Annotated in this window: 19 protein-coding genes; 8 read left to right on the top strand and 11 right to left on the bottom strand. The window is 68.3% G+C overall.

From position 1 onward, the window contains the following. Nucleotides 1–162: 162 nt before the first annotated feature. Both J8I33_RS11985 and J8I33_RS11980 read left to right on the top strand, forming a co-directional pair. Nucleotides 163–1074 (top strand): DUF72 domain-containing protein, encoded by a 912-nt coding sequence (locus tag J8I33_RS11985; protein ID WP_209935834.1) that lies wholly within the window; start codon nt 163–165, stop codon nt 1072–1074. Between the two features lie 169 nt (nt 1075–1243). Further along, nucleotides 1244–1414 carry a hypothetical protein gene (locus J8I33_RS11980; protein WP_167351632.1) on the top strand — a complete coding sequence of 57 codons (171 nt, stop codon included), beginning with the start codon at nt 1244–1246 and terminating at the stop codon, nt 1412–1414. Nucleotides 1415–1528: 114 nt separating this feature from the next. Here J8I33_RS11980 and J8I33_RS11975 read toward each other — a convergent pair whose 3' ends face one another. The 7 genes from J8I33_RS11975 to argH form a co-directional block, all read right to left on the bottom strand. Beyond that, a complete protein-coding gene (locus J8I33_RS11975) occupies nt 1529–2938 on the bottom strand; it encodes an MmgE/PrpD family protein (protein ID WP_209935826.1) in 1410 nt (469 codons plus the stop codon). Beyond that, complete coding sequence (locus tag J8I33_RS11970; RefSeq protein ID WP_252996705.1) at nt 2935–3843, bottom strand: polysaccharide deacetylase; 909 nt, start codon at nt 3841–3843, stop codon at nt 2935–2937. The genes J8I33_RS11975 and J8I33_RS11970 overlap by 4 nt, the downstream gene beginning before the upstream one ends. Beyond that, nucleotides 3840–4712: a polysaccharide deacetylase gene (locus J8I33_RS11965; protein WP_209924283.1), complete on the bottom strand. Its 873-nt coding sequence runs from the start codon at nt 4710–4712 to the stop codon at nt 3840–3842. Before J8I33_RS11965 ends, J8I33_RS11970 begins: the two co-directional genes overlap by 4 nt. Before the next feature lie 7 nt (nt 4713–4719). Continuing rightward, nucleotides 4720–5559: an ABC transporter substrate-binding protein gene (locus J8I33_RS11960; RefSeq protein WP_050015299.1), complete on the bottom strand. Its 840-nt coding sequence runs from the start codon at nt 5557–5559 to the stop codon at nt 4720–4722. Between the two features lie 81 nt (nt 5560–5640). Beyond that, entirely contained in the window at nt 5641–6444 is an 804-nt protein-coding gene (locus J8I33_RS11955) for an amino acid ABC transporter ATP-binding protein (RefSeq protein ID WP_280920949.1), read from the bottom strand. Continuing rightward, nucleotides 6441–7334: an amino acid ABC transporter permease gene (locus tag J8I33_RS11950; RefSeq protein ID WP_050015303.1), complete on the bottom strand. Its 894-nt coding sequence runs from the start codon at nt 7332–7334 to the stop codon at nt 6441–6443. Before J8I33_RS11950 ends, J8I33_RS11955 begins: the two co-directional genes overlap by 4 nt. Next, nucleotides 7328–8761 carry an argininosuccinate lyase gene (argH, locus tag J8I33_RS11945; RefSeq protein ID WP_124592677.1) on the bottom strand — a complete coding sequence of 478 codons (1434 nt, stop codon included), beginning with the start codon at nt 8759–8761 and terminating at the stop codon, nt 7328–7330. Before argH ends, J8I33_RS11950 begins: the two co-directional genes overlap by 7 nt. A gap of 127 nt (nt 8762–8888) precedes the next feature. On the opposite strand from argH, the gene gcvA reads away from it, so the two are divergent. Next, a complete protein-coding gene (gcvA, locus tag J8I33_RS11940; protein WP_089490044.1) occupies nt 8889–9767 on the top strand; it encodes a transcriptional regulator GcvA in 879 nt (292 codons plus the stop codon). A gap of 24 nt (nt 9768–9791) precedes the next feature. Here the strand turns inward: gcvA and J8I33_RS11935 are convergent, their stop codons facing one another. Beyond that, entirely contained in the window at nt 9792–10322 is a 531-nt protein-coding gene (locus J8I33_RS11935) for a GNAT family N-acetyltransferase (RefSeq protein WP_209935805.1), read from the bottom strand. Nucleotides 10323–10450: 128 nt separating this feature from the next. Continuing rightward, nucleotides 10451–11476 (bottom strand): AraC family transcriptional regulator, encoded by a 1026-nt coding sequence (locus tag J8I33_RS11930; RefSeq protein ID WP_209935798.1) that lies wholly within the window; start codon nt 11474–11476, stop codon nt 10451–10453. 351 nt (nt 11477–11827) lie between these two features. Here J8I33_RS11930 and J8I33_RS11925 point away from each other — a divergent pair, with 351 nt between their 5' ends. From J8I33_RS11925 to J8I33_RS11905, 5 genes are all read left to right on the top strand, one after another. Then, entirely contained in the window at nt 11828–13075 is a 1248-nt protein-coding gene (locus J8I33_RS11925) for a dienelactone hydrolase family protein (RefSeq protein ID WP_209935791.1), read from the top strand. A 41-nt stretch (nt 13076–13116) separates the two neighbouring features. After that, the gene (locus tag J8I33_RS11920; RefSeq protein ID WP_209935785.1) at nt 13117–13905 is read left to right on the top strand and encodes an SDR family oxidoreductase; all 789 of its coding nucleotides are present in this window, start codon (nt 13117–13119) and stop codon (nt 13903–13905) included. 64 nt (nt 13906–13969) lie between these two features. Continuing rightward, nucleotides 13970–15208, top strand: a complete 1239-nt coding sequence (locus tag J8I33_RS11915) for a styrene monooxygenase/indole monooxygenase family protein (RefSeq protein ID WP_209935778.1) — start codon at nt 13970–13972, stop codon at nt 15206–15208. 5 nt (nt 15209–15213) lie between these two features. Beyond that, nucleotides 15214–15741: a flavin reductase family protein gene (locus J8I33_RS11910; protein ID WP_050015318.1), complete on the top strand. Its 528-nt coding sequence runs from the start codon at nt 15214–15216 to the stop codon at nt 15739–15741. 37 nt (nt 15742–15778) lie between these two features. Further along, nucleotides 15779–16744, top strand: a complete 966-nt coding sequence (locus tag J8I33_RS11905; RefSeq protein WP_050015413.1) for a transporter — start codon at nt 15779–15781, stop codon at nt 16742–16744. A 266-nt stretch (nt 16745–17010) separates the two neighbouring features. On the opposite strand, the gene J8I33_RS11900 is transcribed toward J8I33_RS11905, so the two are convergent. Further along, entirely contained in the window at nt 17011–17985 is a 975-nt protein-coding gene (locus J8I33_RS11900) for a type II secretion system F family protein (RefSeq protein ID WP_209935772.1), read from the bottom strand. 36 nt (nt 17986–18021) lie between these two features. Then, nucleotides 18022–18999: a type II secretion system F family protein gene (locus tag J8I33_RS11895; protein ID WP_209935765.1), complete on the bottom strand. Its 978-nt coding sequence runs from the start codon at nt 18997–18999 to the stop codon at nt 18022–18024. Nucleotides 19000–19011: the final 12 nt, after the last annotated feature.

The following is a 19011-nucleotide window of genomic DNA, read 5'->3' as shown; positions in this document are numbered from 1 at the left end:
GATCGCCGGGATGCATCGGCCGATTGCGTCGTTCGCGAGCGCAGCGATCATACCGGCCGAACGTGGCGCGGTCTTTAAAAAAATCGGCTCGGCGACGGCGGCGGCACGCGGATTGCTCGTCGCCCGGACCGCATCAGGAACCCGGCGCAGCCGGGCATCGACGTGACACGCACATCCGGCAGGATTCACATCGGCATTTCGGGCTGGCGCTACCCCGGCTGGCGGGGAACCTTCTACCCGCCCGACCTGAAGCAGGCCAAGGAGCTGAGGTATGCCTCGGGCCACATGCAGACGATCGAAATCAACGGCACGCACTACAGCTTGCAAGCACCTGACAGCTGGCGGCGCTGGTACGCCGACACGCCGCCCGGGTTCGTGTTCAGCGTGAAAGGGTCGCGCTACCTGACGCACATGCTGCGCTTTCGCGACGAAACGGCCACGATCGCATGCGCGAATTTTTTCGCGCAGGGGCTGTTCGCGCTGAAGGACAAGCTCGGGCCGCTGCTGTGGCAATTCCCGCCGTCGCTGCGGTTCGACCCGGCGCACATGGAGCGCTTCCTGAGCCTGCTGCCGCACGACACGGAAGCCGCGCTCGCGCTCGCCCGACGGCACGATGCGCGCGTGCGCGAGCCCTATCTGCAGATCGACCGCAAGCGCGCGTTGCGTCATGCGGTGGAAGTACGGCACGACAGCTTCGTGGATCCGGCGTTCGTGAAGCTGCTGCGCCGCCACAAGGTCGCGCTCGTCGTGTCGGATTCGACCGAGGCGTGGCCGCAGTTCGAGGATCTGAGCGCGCGGTTCGTCTATATCCGGCTGCACGGCACCGAAACGAAGTATTCGGGCGAATACGCCGATGCGGCGCTCGAACGATGGGCGCGCAGAATCGAAGCGTGGAGCCGGGGCGCGCAGCCTGACGATGCGCGTCTCGCCGCACCGACGCTGAAACCGCCGCGTGCGGCGACGCGCGACGTGTACTGCTATTTCGACAACGACACGAAAACGCAGGCGCCGTTCGATGCCGGGCGGCTCATGGCGCGGCTCGGGCTGCAGGCGCACGATGCGGCGCCGGAATGAAACGTGCGGCCAAATGCGACCATCGGGACGCCGGTCCGGCCCCGCATGCCCGGGCCCGGAATATGCTCGTCCACTCGCGAATCGCGCCTCCATCGCGCCCCCGCGCGGCCGGTAAATTTTGCACGGCCGGTCACCCGCGCCATGGGCCAGTACTGCAAGGAGAAAAACGATGACCCTGCTTATCTACCTGGTCGGATGGATCATCTTCATCGGCGGCGTCGCGTGGGGTTTGATGACGCTGCACGTCGCGCAATACGTCATCGAGATCGTGGCCGTCATCCTGTTCGGGATCGCGGTCATCACGGGCGCGACGCGCGCGAGGAATCGCGACCGGTCGTAGCGCGGCGCGGATGCCGCGATCCCTGCCGACAGCAGTGTGGGCCGCGCAAAAGCGCCGGCCGCTTCTCGCGCACACGTTGCAGCTGCAATTGCCGCATGAAGCCCATCGACACGGTCAATCGAGGTGTGCCGAATCGCCTGCGAGCCGCTCGTTCAGCACGCGCGCGTCGGCCTGCCGGTCCAGCGACAGGCACATGTCGCTCAACGCGTCGACGCGCGCACCGTCGAACGCCGTGCTTGCCAGCGCACGATATTTGGCCAGCAGCGCCGCATCCGGTAGCGGATTGCGCGGATCGCCGAGGGCGATCGGCACGTGCCGCGATTCCCGTGTCCCGTCCGCGCGTTGCAGGATCACCGTCGGCTCGTCGAGATCGCCGAGCGCCGGATCGACATCGACCGTGATGCGCGCGAGCAGCGCAGTCACGCTCGGGTCGGTGCGCCGGTCCGCACGATAAGCGTCGATCCCGGTGTCGCCGAACACGAGCGCCGCCGCAACCGCGTACGGCAAGCTCATCTGCGCGGACGCCAGCGTCGACAGGTCGCGGCCGCCGCACATCCGCGCGACGAACGCGCTCGCGCGCACCGTCACCCGTTCGATCTCGCCCGCCGCGAACGTGCGGCCGTCCGCGAGTTGCAGCGCCGCGTCGACCGCCGCATGCGCGCTGCGGCACGACGCGTGCGGCTTGATCGAGCAGCGCATCAGCTTCCAGTGCGTGCCGAGGCCGTCGGTCAACGCGTCGGTCAACGCGTCGGTCAACGCGTCGGGCGCATGCGACGGCGCGGCGAACGTGTTGAAGAAGCCGCCCCACACGTCGTCGAACACGCGGGCGGGGCCGCTCACGCCCTCCCGGGCAAGCAAGGCCGCCAGCACGCCGCCTTCCGCCGCACGCCCGGCGTGCAGCCGCTTGGTCTGCGATCCGTCGTGAATGAAGCTCCACAGGCCGCCGGCGAAGCTCGCCGCATGGCCCAATGCGTCACGCGTGCGCACGGCGTCGAGTCCGAGCACGCGCGCGCTCGCGGCGGCCGCGCCGAACACGCCGCAACTGAGCGTCGAATGCCAGCCCGCGCCGTTATGGGCCGAGTAGCCGCCCGCCGCCTCAAGCACGCGCCGACCGACGTCGTATCCGAGCACGATCGCCATCACGCATTCTCGGCCCGCGACCGGTTGGCTGGCGCACGACAGCGCGGCCAGCACGGCTGGCAGCACGACCGCGCCCGAATGATCGCAGCCGCCCGAATCGTCGAGCTCGAGTGCGTGCGCGGCAATGCCGTTGACGAACGCCGCGTCGCGCGCACTCGCGCGCCGCCGCGTGCCCCATAGCGACGCACCGCCGCATCCAACGGCGCCGGTCAGCGCACGGGCGCTGCGCGTCTCGACAGCCGACGCGCCCGCCAGCGCGGCGCCGAACGTGTCGAGAACATGACGCGTGGCTTTCGCGACGACGTCGTCCGGCAATACATCGACGGAAGTCCGTGCGACGAATGCCGCGAGTCGCGTCGCGCGCGCTTGCGTGTCCGTCGTCATCGTGCCGCCTCGTCTGCCACGCAGCGTGCGAACACGTCGACCGGATGGCCCGGGTCGTTGACGGGTGCCTGTGCATGCCACCAGCGCGCGATGTCGTGCCCCGTCGCGAACCACGCATCGCCGGTGCCGCGCAAGTGCGCGAGCAACGCGTGCAGCAAAGCGATCCGGCCGGCCGTGCCGATGATCTCGGGATGCAGGCGCAACACGCAGCACAGCCCGAAACGCCTGAACCCGTCGACGTCGCGCCGCCAGTTGTCGAGCACGTCGCGGTACGCGGCGATGCGCGGCTGGCCTGCCGGCACGGGCGGCGACAGGTTGAACTCGAAATACGGTTCGTCCTCGAGCTCGTAGTGCAGCGGCAGTTCGACGAGCCGTGCGCCCTTCACGTCGCCGCCGCTACGCGGATGCACGTAAGGCAGATCGTCGCCGCGCCAGGACGACGACCACGTGAAACCTTCCGCGACGAGAAATTCGGCGAAGCCGTCGGCCCAGTTGCCGGTGAACGAGCGAAAGCCGTGTGCGTCGCGACCGGTCGCGTCCGCGAGCGCCGCACGCCCCGCGCGGCACGCGTCGATCTGGGCAGCGAGCGGCAATGCATCGAAATCCTCGCAGCGATAGCCGCTCACGCCGAGCTCGTGGCCGGCCGCGGCAATCTCGCATACCGTGCCCCGATGCGTTTCGGCGACGGCACCGGGCACGAACCAGCTCGTCGGTACGCCGAACGCATCGAACGCCGCAAGCAGCCGGTCGACACCGCGCGTCGCGCCGTAACGCCAGACCGACAGCGATTTCTCGCGGCCGACGATACGCGGTTCGCGCGTCTGGATGCCATGAATGTCGTTGAAGTCGACCGTGATCGCGACCGCGTATCGCGCGCCGCCCGGCCATGCAGGAAGGTGGGTCACGTGCCGCTCCGTTGCGTGGGCGCCGCCTCCCGCGCGGCCTGCCCGAGCCACCAGTCGGCGACATCGCGGCAGCGCGCGAACCATACGCCGTCCTGCGCGCACATGTGGTCGAGCCAGGCCTCCAGCAGCGCGATGCGTCCCGGCTTGCCGCACACCTTGGGATGAAGAAGCGTCGTCAGGCACAGCCCTTCACGGTATACGCCGTCGAATTCGCGCGTCCAGTTGTCGAGCGTCGCGCCGTAGCCCGCGATCCGGTCGAGCCCGGCCGGGTAGTCGGGATTGCGGTGATACGCGAGCGACGCGTAGTCGTCGGTCTCCCAGCGGCCGGGAATCTCGACGAGCGGCGGCTCGCCGTCCTCGCCGTGCAGCAGGTACGGCCGGTCGTCGCCGCGCATCGAGCTCGAATAGCGCACGCCCGCTTCGCGCAGCACGGCCACCGTCGCGGCGCTCCAGTCGCCGGACGGCGTGCGGAACCCGACCGGCCGCACGCCGAGCGTGCGCGCGAAGATCTCGGCCGATTGCGCCATGATCTCGCGCTGCCGATCGGGTTCGAGTGTCCAGAACGCTTCGTGCCGGTAGCCGTGATAGCCGATCTCGTGGCCGCGCTCGACGATCGCCGCGCATTGCGCGGGCCACGTTCGCGCGACCCAGGCGGGCACGAAGAACGTCGCGGGCAACGCGAAAGACGCGAGCAGGTCGAGCAGCCGGCCGAGCGCGCGCCACGGCCCGTAGCTGCCGAGCGTGAAATACGCGGGGTTGCGCCAGATCGACCCGTTCAGCATCGCGTCGCCGGTCGGGCCGTCGAGATCGAACGCGAGCGCGACGCATGCGCGCTTCGCGTCGGGCCAGCGGGGCGCCAGGTCCGTCATCGCGCGCTCAGTGGGTGCCGTTGATCATCGCCTTCGCCACCGCGTGTTCCTGCAGCCCCCATTTCGCGAGCAGCTTCCGGTACGAGCCGTCCGCGATCAGCTGGTCGAGCGCCGCCGTCAGCGCGCTGCTCAGCGCCGTGTTGCTCTTCGCGACGCCAATGCCCGTGTATTGCGACAGGAACGGCTTGCCGACCGGCGCATACGCGTTCTGCTCGAGGCTGTTCTGGTACGGCAGCGTCTCGCCGCCCTGCACCGCCGCGTCGATGCGGTTCTGGCGCAGCTGCATCCGCGCATCCGACGAGCCGTCGGTGCCCACCACCACGATCGGCGGCTTGCCGGCCTTCACGCAGTTCTCCGCGCTCCATGCGGTCGTATTGTCCGGGAACGACGTGCGCCGGCTCGACCCCACGCGCTTGCCGCACAGCGCGCTCATCTGCGCGAACTCGCCGGCGCGTGCCTTCAGCACGTAGAACTGCGGGCCCGTCTCGATGTAGTCGACGAACGTCACCGCATCGCGGCGCGTCGGCAGGTCGGTCATCCCGGACAGGATCATGTCGACGCGTTGCGTCGCGACCGCGCTCATCATCTGGTCGAAGCTCGTCTCGACCCAGTTGAGTTTCGCGCCCATCTTCGCGGCAAGCGCCTCGCCGAGATCGACGTCGAAGCCCGCGAGCTTGTCGGTCGCCGGATCCTTGTATTCGAACGGCGGATAGTTCGGCACGATCGCGACGTTCAGCGTGCGTTTCGCGGCCGCGGGGGCGGATTGCGCGACCGAGAACGTCGCATGAAGCGCGAGCGCGCCGAATGCGGCGGCGGCCAGCGTGCGGGTCAGGACGGATGCTTTCATGGGGTGTCGCCTTGTCGTTGTGGGCTTGTATCGTTGACGGAGGAATCGTTCGGGCGCTTCTGCACGGGGCGCCCGACCCGCTCAAGCAATCACCGCCGAAATGAAGTCGCGCGTGCGCGCATGGGTCGGCGCGGACAGCACCTGGTCCGGCGGCCCGCTTTCGACGATCCGGCCGCCGTCCATGAACACGACGCGGTCGGCCACTTCGCGCGCGAAGCCGAGCTCGTGCGTGACGACGATCATCGTCATCCCGCTCTTCGCGAGATCGCGCATCACGGCCAGCACTTCGCCGACGAGTTCGGGATCGAGCGCCGACGTCGGTTCGTCGAACAGGATCAGCTGCGGATGCATCGCGAGCGCCCGCGCGATCGCGACGCGCTGCTGCTGGCCGCCCGACAGCTCGACCGGAAACACGTCGCATTTGTGGGCGAGCCCGACGCGGGCGAGCAGCGCGCGCGCCTCCTCCTCCGCTTGCGCACGGCGGCGCTTGAGCACCTGCACGGGGCCCTCGATCACGTTCTCGAGCGCCGTCTTGTGCGGAAACAGGTTGAAGCGCTGGAACACCATGCTCGTCGCCAGCCGCTGGCGCGCGACCTGGCGCTCGGACAGCGCGTGGAGCCGGTTGCCCGTGCGCCGGTAACCGGCCAGTTCGCCGTTGACCCACAGCGCGCCCGCGCTGATCGTCTCGAGTTGATTGATGCAGCGCAGGAACGTGCTCTTGCCCGAGCCCGACGGGCCGATGATGCACAGCACTTCGCCCGGTTCGACGTCGAGCGTGATGCCGTGCAGCGCCTGGAAATCGCCGTACGACTTGCGCACGTCGACCGCGCGAACGACTGCATTCGTCATGACGTTCTCCCGATAGTTGTGGATCGTGTCGTTCATTTTCGGCCCGCCGCGCGCCCCGCACCGCGTGCGAAGCGCCGTTCGACGCGGGCCTGCGCGAGCGACAGCACGGTGACGACCGCGAGATACCAGATGCCGGCGACGATCAGCAGTTCGATCACGCGGGCATTCGCGTAATAGATGTTCTGCGCGTTGTGCAGCATCTCCGCGTACTGCACGACGCTCGCGAGCGACGTCAGCTTGACCATGCCGATCAGCTCGTTGCCGATCGGCGGCACGATCACGCGCATCGCCTGCGGCAGGATGATCCGGCGCAGCGCCTGCAGGCGCGGCATGCCGATCGATTTCGCGGCCTCGTACTGGCCTGTATCGACCGATAGCAGCCCGGCCCGCACGACTTCCGACGTATACGCGCCCTGGTTGATGCCGAGTCCGAGCACGGCCGCGAGGAACGGCGTCATCACGTCGACGGTCCGGTATTCGGCGATGCCCGGGATGCCGAGCGTCGGAAACACCAGCGCCAGGTTGAACCACAGCAGCAACTGCAGAATCACCGGCGTGCCGCGGAACAGCCAGATATAGCCCTGCGCGATCGCCCCGAGCACCGGGTTCGACGACAGCCGCATCACCGCGGTGACGACCCCGAGCACGACACCGACCGTCATCGCGAGGACGGTCATCACGATCGTGTTGGCGAGCCCCGTCAGGATCGAGCGCGCGGTCAGGAACTGGCCGACGACACGCCATTCGATCTGTCCGCGCGCGAACGCGGCGGCGATATAGGCAAGCGCGGCAACGATCGCGACCGATGCGACGTAGCGGCCCCAGTAGCGCCGGCGCACGCGCACGAGGGCGGCCGTGTCGTCCGCGACCGCATCGGCCGCCGCCGGTGCGCCGTCGAGACGGCGGGAATCGGATGCGCTCAGCATGACGGCCCCCGGTAATCGGCCGCCCACGCGGCCTGGCGCTCGATTGCCTCGCTCAGGCGGTCGATCTGTTCGCGCACGCGTGCAGGCGACGTGCCGCCCGCCCCGCCGCGTGCGGCAACGGCCGCGTCGAGCGTCAGATGCGCGCGCACCGCCGGTGCGAGGCGCGTGTCGACGGCCTCCAACTGTTCGGCGCTCGCGTCGGCCAGCTCGATGCCGTCCCGCTCGCACGCGCGCACGAGCGTGCCGGTGATCTCGTGCGCCTCGCTGAACGGCACGCCCGTCAGCGCGAGCCAGTCGGCGACCTCGGTGGCGAGCGTGAAGCCGAGCGGCGCCTGGCGACGCATCTCGTCGACGTTCACGCGCATCGTGCGGATCATCCCCGCCATCGCCGGCAGCACGAGTTCGAGCGTGTCGATCGAATCGAACGCGGCGATCTTGTCTTCCGCGAGATCGCGGTTGTACGCGAGCGGCAGCGACTTCAGCGTCGCGAGCAGCCCCGTCAGGTTGCCGATCAGGCGCCCCGCCTTGCCACGCGTGAGCTCCGCGATGTCCGGGTTCTTCTTCTGCGGCATGATCGAGCTGCCGGTCGCGTAGCCGTCGTCGAGTTCCACCCAGCGGAATTGTCGCGACGTCCACAGGATCACTTCTTCCGACAGGCGAGACAGGTTCACGGCAAGCATGCTGGTGACGAACACGAATTCGGCGACGTGGTCGCGCGCGGCCACCGCGTCGATCGAGTTCTCGCACGGCGCGTCGTAACCCAGCTCCCGCGCCGACAGCTCGGGCCGCACGCAGATCGCCGAGCCCGCGAGCGCGGCCGCGCCGAGCGGCGAACGCGCGGTGCGACGGTCCCAGTCGACCAGGCGATCGGCGTCGCGATACAGCGACTGCGCGTGGGCGAGCAATTGATGGCCGAACACGATCGGCTGCGCGGGCTGCAGGTGGGTGAATCCGGCCGTCACCGTGTCGACATGCCGGCTCGCCTGGCCGATCAGCGCATCCTGCAGGTCGAGCACGCCGCGCACGAGCCGGCGCGCCTTGTCGCGCAGATACAGGCGCAGGTCGTTCGCCGCCTGGTCGTTGCGCGAGCGCCCGGCGCGCAGCTTGCCGCCGAGCGCCGGCAGCCGCTGCGTGAGCACGCGCTCGAGGAACGTGTGCACGTCCTCGTCGGCGAGCGATGGCGCGATCGCGCCGGCGGCATAGTCGCGCGCGATGCCGTCCATCGCGTCCAGCAGTTGCGCGAGGTCGTCGTCGTTCAGGATACCCGCGCGGTTCAGTTCGCGCGCATGGGCCCGGGAGCCCGCCAGATCGTACGGCACGAGACGGAAGAAACTCGGATCGGAGCGGGACAGGTTCTGCAGCGCGTCGGACGGCGCCGACTGGAAGCGGCCGCCCCACAGGCGTTCGATCGGTTCGGTAAGGCTCATTGCGGTCGACCTCGACTCGGTTGGATTGCTCCCACTGTAGGCATTCAATTTTTTTTGTTGTAGCGAGAAATTGAATCCGTTTTAATGAAATTTTTCTCAGTATCGTCGCCCGCGACGCGCCCCGCCGATGCGCAACCGCCTGCCTCCGCTGAACCCGCTTCGCGCATTCGAAGCCGCCGCCCGGTGCGGCAGCGTGTCGGCCGCCGCCGATGAACTGCACGTGACCGCCAGCGCGGTCAGCCACCAGATCCGCATTCTCGAGAACACGCTCGGCATCGCGCTATTCGTCCGATCAAAGGCCCGCGTGAAGCTCACGCCCGAAGGTGAGGCGCTGCTCGAACCGGTCGGTACCGCGTTCGACATGATCGCGAACGCCACCGTCAGGCTCGATTCGCCGGCCGCCGCCGGCGATCTCGTCGTGTCGACGCCGCTGTCGCTGACGTCGCGCTGGCTCGCCCGGCACATCGGCGATTTTCTGGAGCGTTATCCGGGTATCCATCTGAAAGTGATTCCGTCGAACGACGATCGCGAAACCTATTCGGCGGACGTCGACGTCTGCATTCGCTACGGGGAAGGCAACTGGCGCAACCGGCGCGTCGAGCTGCTCGCGCATCCGGCGCTGTTCCCGGTGGTGAGCCCGGCGTTGATGAACGGGCCCGATGCGATCCGCAAGGTGCAGGATCTCGCGGGGCGGACGCTGTTCTGCGAGCATGCGGGCTCGTGGACGCGGTGGCTCGCGCAAGCGAACGCCGATAAGCTGCCGGGCATCCGCATTCTCGAAATCGGCAACGCGCACATCGGCGTCGAAGCCGCGGTGCACGGCCAGGGCGTCGCACTCGGCGACAGCCTGTCGGTGCGCGACGACCTGATCGACGGCACGCTCGTGCGGCCGTTCAGCGCCACGGTGCCGTCACGCCACGCGTACTATCTCGTCACGCGTCATGAACTGGCCGAGTCGCCGCTCGTGGCCGCGTTCACGTCGTGGCTGCGGGCACGCCTCGCGTGATACGCGTCGCCGCGCGCGGTGTGCTCACGCACCAAGGCTCGCGAGGTCGTCCCACACCATCACGATGTTGCGCGATCGCCAGACCGGCCCCGGATCGATGTATTCGCCGGCAGGCCGGCCATGCAGCGCCGCATAAAACGCGATCGCCGCGTCGTTGCCGTCGACGACGCTCAACGCCGCGCCCGGATACCGCAACCGGCCCAAATGCGTCGCGAGCCGCGCGAGCAGCTGGCGGCCGATGCCGCGACGCTGGAATCGGGGATCGACATACAGAAACTTGATCTCGCCACGGCCGTTGAATACCGGATCGGACGGCGCGCCGGCGGCCCCGATGCCGACGATGCTGCCGTCGATCTCCGCCACCAGCACGAGCGGGTTCCCGTCGTTCGACGACAGCTTTTCATTCCATTGTCTGTGGCGATAGTGTTCGTCGAGAACGGCGTGCGCGTCGGCCGGCGCGAGATCCCGATAGGTGTGCCGCCACACCTTGACATGAAAATCGGCGATCGCCTGCGCATCGCCGATCGTGGCGGACCGGATGGATAGGCCAGTCATTGAGGACGCTCCCGGAGGCATCGCGTCGACGGGCGCGATGTGCACGACGGATTGTCGACGATCCGCGCAACGCTGTCGAACGACCTTCGTCGCCGCGCGATCGAGCGGGCCGACCCAACGCGCCGCCCTCACCCCCGTCCGCGCCGCATCCTGAGCGTCGCCGACGGCGATTCGCCGAACGCCCGCTTGTACTCGATCGCGAACCGCCCGAGGTGCGCGAAGCCCCATTTCAGCGCGACGTCGGTAACCGACGCGAGCCCCGGCGTGTCGTCGGCCAGCAGTTCGTCGCGCACATGTTGCAGCCGCAACTGTCGGACGAAGCCCATCGGCGTGATCCCGTGGCGATTGCGGAAGCCGGCGAACAGCGTGCTCGGGCTGACGCCGGCGAGTTCGGCGAGCCGTTCGATCGTCAGCGGCTCGTCGAGATGCGCGCGGATGTATTCCTCGACGCGCCGCACGTAGAACGGCGCGAGCGGCGCCGGCGCGGAACGGGTGCCGTTGCGCGCGGTGTTCGGGTGGCCGTACAGCAGCAGGTTCAGCAGCGTCGATTCGAGCTGCTCGAACGCGAGCGGATGACGCAGCGGATGCGCGTCCGTCGCGATCGCGCCGGCGAGCACCGGCAGCAATTGCGCGAGACAGACGCCTTGCGGCGACGACAGGTCGAACGCCGGTTCGAATTCGACGCTCGCGCGCCGGTCCCCGCCGAAATGCCGCTGCGCATGCCGTTCCATCACGTCGCGCTCGATACGCAGGATGACTTGCGGACACGCTTCGCCCCATCGCATCCGGAGCGGCAGCGTGGGCGACAGCAGCGACGCCGTGTCGGGCGACGACACGAAGCGCATCGCGCCGCATTCGATCTGGGCGTCGCCGCGCAGCGGAATCTGCAACAGATAGAAATGCTCGAGCGGCCCCGGTTCGATCGACACCTCGCCACCGTAATCGAGCAGGTTCAGCGACAGGTTGCCCCAGCGCGCATGGTGCATGCAGCTGTGCAGCACGCGCGATTCGCCGGTGGGCGTGAGTCGATGCGGCTTGAAGACGTCCGCCACGCGCGCACGCACCTCGTCGACGTCGTTCGACTCCAGCAGCAGCGTGCCGTGATTGAAACAGGCGGCTTCACCCAGCCAGCCGGTTTCGGAAAATTGCGCCATCGAAGTTCTCCTGTCGTGCTCGATCGCACTCGCGCCGTGCATGCATTCCCGATCTCGGGGAATGCGTCGCACGATCCGGACAGCGCCCGGAGCATCCGGACAATCCGTCCCACGAAACACGCAAGTCCCGCGCAAGCCACGCAAGAAGCGGACCGTTCGCGCATCGTAGAAAACTGTGCGGGCTGTCCGCATCCGCACATACCCGCAGTCGCCCGCGGCCCGCCGGCTCGCGGCGGCCGCTGCCGCAGGTTTCCGTAATTCGCGGATACCGGCCGAAGAAAGCGGATAGAAACGCCCATTTCGGCCGCCAATACTGGGCCCATCACCGAAACCAACAGCACGGAGGGACAGATGAACGGACGTCACATCGAGATTCCATCGCCGGACGGCGGCGCGATTCGCGCGTACCTGAGCACGCCGGCCGGCGGCACGGGGCCGGGCATCGTGCTCTGTCACGAGATCTTCGGCGCGAACGCGACGATGCGGGACGTGGCCGACTACTACGCCGAGGAAGGCTACACGGTGCTCGTGCCGGACCTGTTCTGGCGCCAGTCGCCCGGCATCGAGCTCGGGTATGCGGCCGCCGATGTCGAGCGCGCAATGGCCCTTTATCGCGAATTCGACGAAAACAACGGTGTCGACGACGTCGGCGCCGCGCTGGACGCGCTCCGCCAGCGGCCGGAATGCACGGGCGAGGCCGGCGTGCTCGGCTACTGCCTCGGCGGCAAGCTCGCGTATCTCGCCGCATGCCGGCTGCCGGGCGTGGCGGCGGCGGTCAGCTACTACGGCGTGGGCATCGAGCATGCGCTGGACGAAGCGGCGCACCTGCACGGGCGGCTCGTGCTGCAGATCGCCGCGCAGGACCGTTTCTGCCCGCCCGACGCGCAGCAGCGCATCGCGGCTGCGCTGGCCGGCCGCGACGGCGTCGAAGTCTACGTCTACCCCGGCGTCGACCACGCGTTCGCCCGCGCCGGCGGCGATCATTACGACCAGGCCGCCGCGGTCATGGCCCACCAGCGCGCGATCGCCGCGTTCCGCGCCGCGCTCGGCCCGCGCTACGACCTGTCCGCGCTGTGGGAAACGCATCTGCAGCACGAGTTCGACACGCGCAACGTCGACGCGACGATGGCCACGATGGTCGCCGAGCCGTACGTCAACCATATTCCGACGCTGACCGGCGGCGTCGGCCATGACGAGCTCAAGCGCTTCTACACGCATCACTTCGTGCATGCGAACCCGCCCGACACGACGATCACGCCGATCTCGCGCACGATCGGCGCGAGCCAGATCGTCGACGAGCTGCTGTTCTGCTTCACGCACACCACCGAGATCGACTGGATGCTGCCGGGCGTCGCGCCGACCGGCAAGCGCGTCGAGATTCCGCTCGTCGCAATCGTCAAGTTTCGCGGCGACAAGCTCTATCACGAGCACATCTACTGGGATCAGGCGAGCGTGCTCGTGCAGATCGGCCTGCTCGACGCGTCAGGCCTGCCGGTCGCGGGCGTCGACACGGCCCGCAAGCTGCTCGACGTCACCGTGCCGTCGAACGGCCTGATGCGCCGCTGGCGCGACAGTGCGCCGTCCACCGGTGCGCACTGACGCGGCCCCACCCTCACCCCCATGATTCCCGGAGACACCCCATGAATGCCATTGCTGGCAAAGTCGCGCTCGTCACCGGCGGCGCCACGCTGATCGGCGCCGCGGTTGCACAGGACCTGAGCCGCGCCGGTGCGTGCGTCGCAATCCTCGATCTCGATGCGGACAACGGCGCACGCGTGGCCGCATCGCTCGGCGAACGGGCGCTGTTCATCGCGCTCGACATCACGGACGACCGTGCGATCGAGCGCGCGATCGCGACGATCGTCGAACGATTCGGCGCGATCGACGTGCTCGTCAACCTCGCGTGCAGCTATGTCGACAACGGCATCCACGCGACCCGCAACGACTGGCTCGCGGCGATGGACGTCAACGTCGTGTCGGCGGCGATGCTCGCGAAGGCCGTGCATCCGCACATGGCGCGGCGCGGCGGCGGCGCGATCGTGAATTTCAGCTCGATCTCCGCGCAGTGCGCGCAAACCGGCCGCTGGCTGTATCCGACCTCCAAGGCCGCAATCCGTCAGCTCACGCGCAGCATGGCGATGGATCTCGCGCCCGACCGGATTCGCGTCAACTCGGTGTCGCCCGGGTGGACCTGGTCGCGCCTGATGGACGAGCTCACGCACGGCGACCGTGCGAAGACCGATCGCGTCGCCGCGCCGTTCCACCTGCTCGGCCGCGTCGGCGATCCGTCGGAAGTCGCGCAGGTCGTCACGTTCCTGTGCAGCGACGCGGCGAGCTTCGTGACGGGCGCCGACTACGCGGTGGACGGCGGCTATGCCGCGATGGGCCCCGAACAGGCGGTGCCGGCGATTCCGCGGCTCGCGGAGTGACCGCGCGTCGCCGCTGCTTCCCTCGATCACTACGGCCGCTACACGACCAACCAAGGAATTTCCCATGAGACGCATCGCTATCGTCGGCGCCGGCCAGTCCGGCCTGCAACTCGCCTTCGCCCTGCTCGACCAGGGCTACCACGTCACGCTCGCGACCAACCGCGACGCGGAGCAGATCCGCTCCGGCAAGGTCATGTCGAGCCAGTGCATGTTTCACACGTCGTTGCAGATCGAGCGCGATCTCGGCCTGAATACGTGGGAGGAAGCATGCCCGTCCGTCGAAGGCATCGGCATCGCGGTGCCGCACCCGGACGGCCACGGCCGCAAGGCGATCGACTGGTCGTCGCGGCTGACCCGCTACGCGCAGTCGGTCGACCAGCGCGTGAAGATGGCCAACTGGCTCGACGGCGTGCGCCGCCGCGGCGCGGACGTACGGATCGGCGACATCGGCGTGCCCGAACTCGAGGCACTCGCGCGCAGCCACGACCTCGTGCTGCTCGCGGCCGGCAAGGGCGACATCGTGAACCTGCTCGGCCGCGACGATGCGCGCAGCCCGTTCGATCGTCCGCAGCGCGCGCTGGCGCTGACCTACGTGACAGGGATGACGCCGAGCGAGCCGTATTCGCGCGTGCGCTTCAACCTGCTGCCGGGCATCGGCGAGTACTTCGTGTTTCCCGCGCTGACCACTACCGGCCCGTGCGAAATCATGGTGTTCGAAGGCATCCCGGGCGGCCCGCTCGACTGCTGGGCCGACGTAAAGACGCCCGAGCAGCATCTGGACCGCAGCCTGTCGTTCCTGCAGCAGTACGTACCGTGGGAATACGAGCGCTGCCGCGACGTCGCGCTCACCGATCCGAACGGCACGCTGGCCGGGCGCTTCGCGCCGACCGTGCGCAAGCCGTTCTTCCGGCTGCCGTCGGGCCGCACCGTGTTCGGGATGGCCGATGCGGTGGTGGTCAACGATCCGATCACCGGCCAGGGCTCGAACAACGCCGCGAAATGCGCGAACGCGTATTTCGACGCGATCGTCGCGCGCGGCGCCGCACCGTTCGGCGAAGACTGGATGCACCAGACGTTCGAAGGCTACTGGGCGTATGCGCGGCACGTCGTGCGCTGGACCAACTCGCTGCTCACCCCGCCGCCGCCGCACATCCTCGAACTGCTCGGCGCGGCCGGCCAGTTGCCGTCGCTCGCGAAAACGATCGTCGACGGTTTCGACGATCCGCGCCGGTTCGCGCCGTGGTGGTTCGAGCCGTCGGCGTGCGCGGCGCTGATCCGCGAACACAGCGTGCGTGCGGAGTGAGCGCCATGGACACGACCGTTACCGACCGTCCGGCCCTCGACCCGATGCAGTTGCGCGCCGCGTTCGGGCAGTTCCCGACCGGCGTGACCGTGATCACCACGTGCGCGGCCGACGGCCGCAAGGTCGGCCTCACCGCCAATTCGTTCTCGTCGCTGTCGCTCGATCCGCCGCTCGTGCTGTGGAGCCTGCGCAAACTCGCGCCGAGCCGCCCGGATTTCGTCGCGGCGACCCACTTCGCGATCAACATCCTCGCGCACGACCAGATCGACCTGTCGCGCCGCTTCGCGACGCCCAGCGCCGACAAGTTCGACGGCGTGCCGCACGCGGATTCGGAGAACGGCGGCGTGCCGTGCCTCGACGGCGCGAGCGCGCGCTTCGTGTGCCGCAACGTCGGCCACTACGAAGGCGGCGACCACCTGCTGTTCATCGGCGAGATCGAGCAGTTCGACGCCTTCGGCAAGGCGCCGCTCGTGTTCCATGCGGGCCAGTATCGCGCGATCGCCGATCATCCCGATCTTTCACGTTCCATTTAATTAGTACATACAAGTAAACAACCAAGAGGTGGTGAACATGAAAATCGGCTCTCGCCTGCTCGTCGCCGCAGGCTTCGCACTCGCCGGCCTCGGCGGCCTCGCCGGTCATACGCCGGCCCATGCGGCCGACCTGCCGGCGGTCAACCTCGGCATGACCAGTTTCCTCGACGGCATGCCGCCGGCCGGCGCCGGCTGGTACGGCACGCAGTACCTGCAGTACTACACGGCCGGCCGCGTCAACGACAATGCAGGCAACAAGGTCGGGCTGCCGAAGCAGGACATCGACCTGTTCGCGGGCTTGAGTCAGCTCGTCTATCAGTCGCCGCTGACGTTTGCCGGCATGCATCCGGGCCTCGACGTGATCCTGCCGTGGATCGCGTCCGCGCGGACCGACGACGGCATCGGCAACGTCGCGCTGAATGCGCGCGCCGGCTTCGGCGATCTGCTGATCGGCCCGTTCGTCCAGTTCGACCCGGTGATGGGCGCGCAGGGCCCGCGCTTCGCGCAGCGCGTCGAATTCCAGTTCGTCGTGCCGACCGGCGCGTACGATCCGGCGCGCGCGATCAATCCGGGCAGCCATTTCTGGTCGTTCGATCCGTACTGGGCCGCGACGCTGTGGCTCACGCCGAAATGGACCGTATCGTGGCGGCTGCACTATCTGTGGAATGCGACCAACCATCAACCGGCGACGGCACTCGGCCCGGACGTGACGTCGACGCAAGCGGGCCAGGCGATCCACGTGAACTTCGCGACCGAGTACGAAGTGCGGCCCGGCCTGCGGCTGGGGCTCAACGGCTACTGGCTACGTCAGACCACCGACATGAAGGCCAACGGGCAGGACGTGCCGGGCACGCGGGAAGCCGTGTTCGCGATCGGGCCGGGCGCCATGTATAGCTTCTCGCCGCACGATCACCTGCTGTTCAACGCGTACTTCGAGACCTATGCGCGCAACCGGCCGCAGGGGACGCGGATGGTGCTGCGCTACGTGCATCACTTTCAGTGATACACCGGGCGTCGGCCGTCCCGATACGCAGCACGCCGGCTCGGCGGTTAGCCGCAGGGGGCAGCCGTGAAGGCGGTGGACTACGGCTCGTTCCATGATCGACCATGGGTCCAGGATGCATCGACGCCGCTATGGTCGACCTGTCTCGCGGCGCCGCCTGGGGAGGGAGCCTCCATGAAGCCTGTTGCCGCGCCGGCCGCCGAATCGCCCCGGGGCCGGCACGTCGAGCCTGAATCGATGCGCGTGAAGCCGCATCCGCGCGCCGCTTACGGCGCGATGCCGACGAACGTGGGCAGCAGCACCCGATAGACGTGGATCATCGCCGGCCCGAGCAGCACCATCATCAGCGCGGGGAAGATGCAGAAGATCAGCGGAAACAGCAGCTTCAGCGCGATCTTCGCCGCGCGTTCCTCCGCGCGCATCCGGCGCCGCGTACGCAGCATGTCCGACAGCACGCGCAGCGATTCGCCGATGCTCGTGCCGAACCGGTCCGCCTGGATCAGCATCGCGCAGAACGATTCGATGTCCTCGACGCCGGTGCGCAGCGCGAGATTGCGCAGCGCCGTCTCCTTCGTGAAGCCGGAGCGCATCTCGAGCAGCAGCAGATCGAGTTCGCTCGCGACCACCTCGCTGCGAAACCGCAGCTCCTCGCTCACCTTCATCAGTGCCGCGTCGAGCCCGAGCCCCGCCTCGACGCACACCGTCAGCAGGTCGAGCGCGTCCGGGAAATCCTCGAAGATCTTCTGCTGGCGCACCTTGACCCGCTGCGACAGTACGACGTTCGGGATGTAGTAGCCGATGCCGGCGAGCGCCACGAGAATCAGCGACAGCACCGCGCGCTCGTCGCCGAGCGACGTCGTGATCAGCGCCAGCAGCGCCGCGCACGGCAGGCCGAGCGCGAGTATCGTCTTCGCGGTGAAATACAGCGCGGCCGCGCTTTGGTTGCGCCAGCCGGCATTCATCAGCCGGATGCGCAGCGGCGAATTCTCCCAGCCGTCCTTCGGCACCGACAGCTTCGAGATCGGGGTGGACAGCTCGACCAGCTTCGCGACCCAGCGCGACGCCATGTCGTCGCCGTCGCCCGGGCCGGCGACGCCGCCCGCCCCGGTCCCGCCGGCCTGCTGGAGCCGGCGCTGGATGCCGCGCGGCGCGAACAGCAGCATCGCGACGAGCACGCCGCCGGCCACGAAGATGAACAAGCCGCCCAGCATCACGGCCTGGACCACGCTCAGGTTTTGCATGACAACCTCGCAACGGTTCGTTATTCGGCTCGCGCGTCAGACGCGAATGCGCACGATTCGGCGGATCCAGAACAGGCCGAACAGCATCGACACCAGCATCGTGCCGACCATCCGGATCCCGGCCGGATCCTCCCAGAGCACCGACAGGAATTCGCGGTTCAGCAGCGCCATCACCGCCGCGGTGCCGAACGGCAAGAGCCCGAGAATCCACGCCGACAGCCGCCCTTCCGCCGACAGCACGCGCACCTTGTCGAACAGCTTGAAACGCTCGCGGATCAGCGCGGCGATGCTGTCGAGCAACTCGGCCAGGTTGCCGCCCGTCTCGCGCTGGATCAGCACCGCGATCACGAAGTAGCGCAGGTCCTGCACCGGCACGCGCGTCGCGAGGTTCATCAGCGCGTCGTGCAGCGACACGCCGTAGTTGACCTCGTCGAACGTGACGCGGAATTCGCCGCCCATCGGCTCGGAAAACTCGTCACCGACCATCCCGAGCGTGCTCGTGAACGAATGACCGGAGCGCAGCGCGCGCGCGATCATGTCGCAGATCTCCGGCAACTGCCGTTCGAGCTTGCGCATCCGCCGGGCGCGGCGGCGCAACACGTACATCATCGGCCACCACCCGGCGAACAGCGCGAGCGGCACCGCGGCGAGCTGCGGCGCTCGCGCGAAACTCGCCGCGAACCACGTGAGCACCGCGAACGTCGCGCTGAGCGTGATCAGCTTCGGCAGCGTCCAGTCGAGGCCCGACTGCTGGATCACGAGATCGAGCGCGTGCACGCGCGGCAGGCGCAGCAGCAGCCGGTCGAACGGCTTCGACTCGTCGAGCATGCGCTTTTTCAGGATCGACAGCCGCTCCTGCTGCACGTTGCCGCCGGCCGACATCGCGCGAATGCGCGATTCGATCCGGCGCGCGGCGGCGCCGTGCCGCGCGTTCCACCATTGATAGATGCCTTCGATCGACAGCACGACCGCGACGAAGGTAAGAATCACAAAACCGTAAAAGATCGCATTCATGAGCCTCTCCCC

The sequence above is a fragment of the Burkholderia sp. AcTa6-5 genome (assembly GCF_017815075.1).
GTDB classification, from domain to species: domain Bacteria; phylum Pseudomonadota; class Gammaproteobacteria; order Burkholderiales; family Burkholderiaceae; genus Burkholderia; species Burkholderia sola.
Note: the sequence above shows the minus strand (reverse complement) of the source record. Positions and strands in the feature narration are given on the sequence as shown.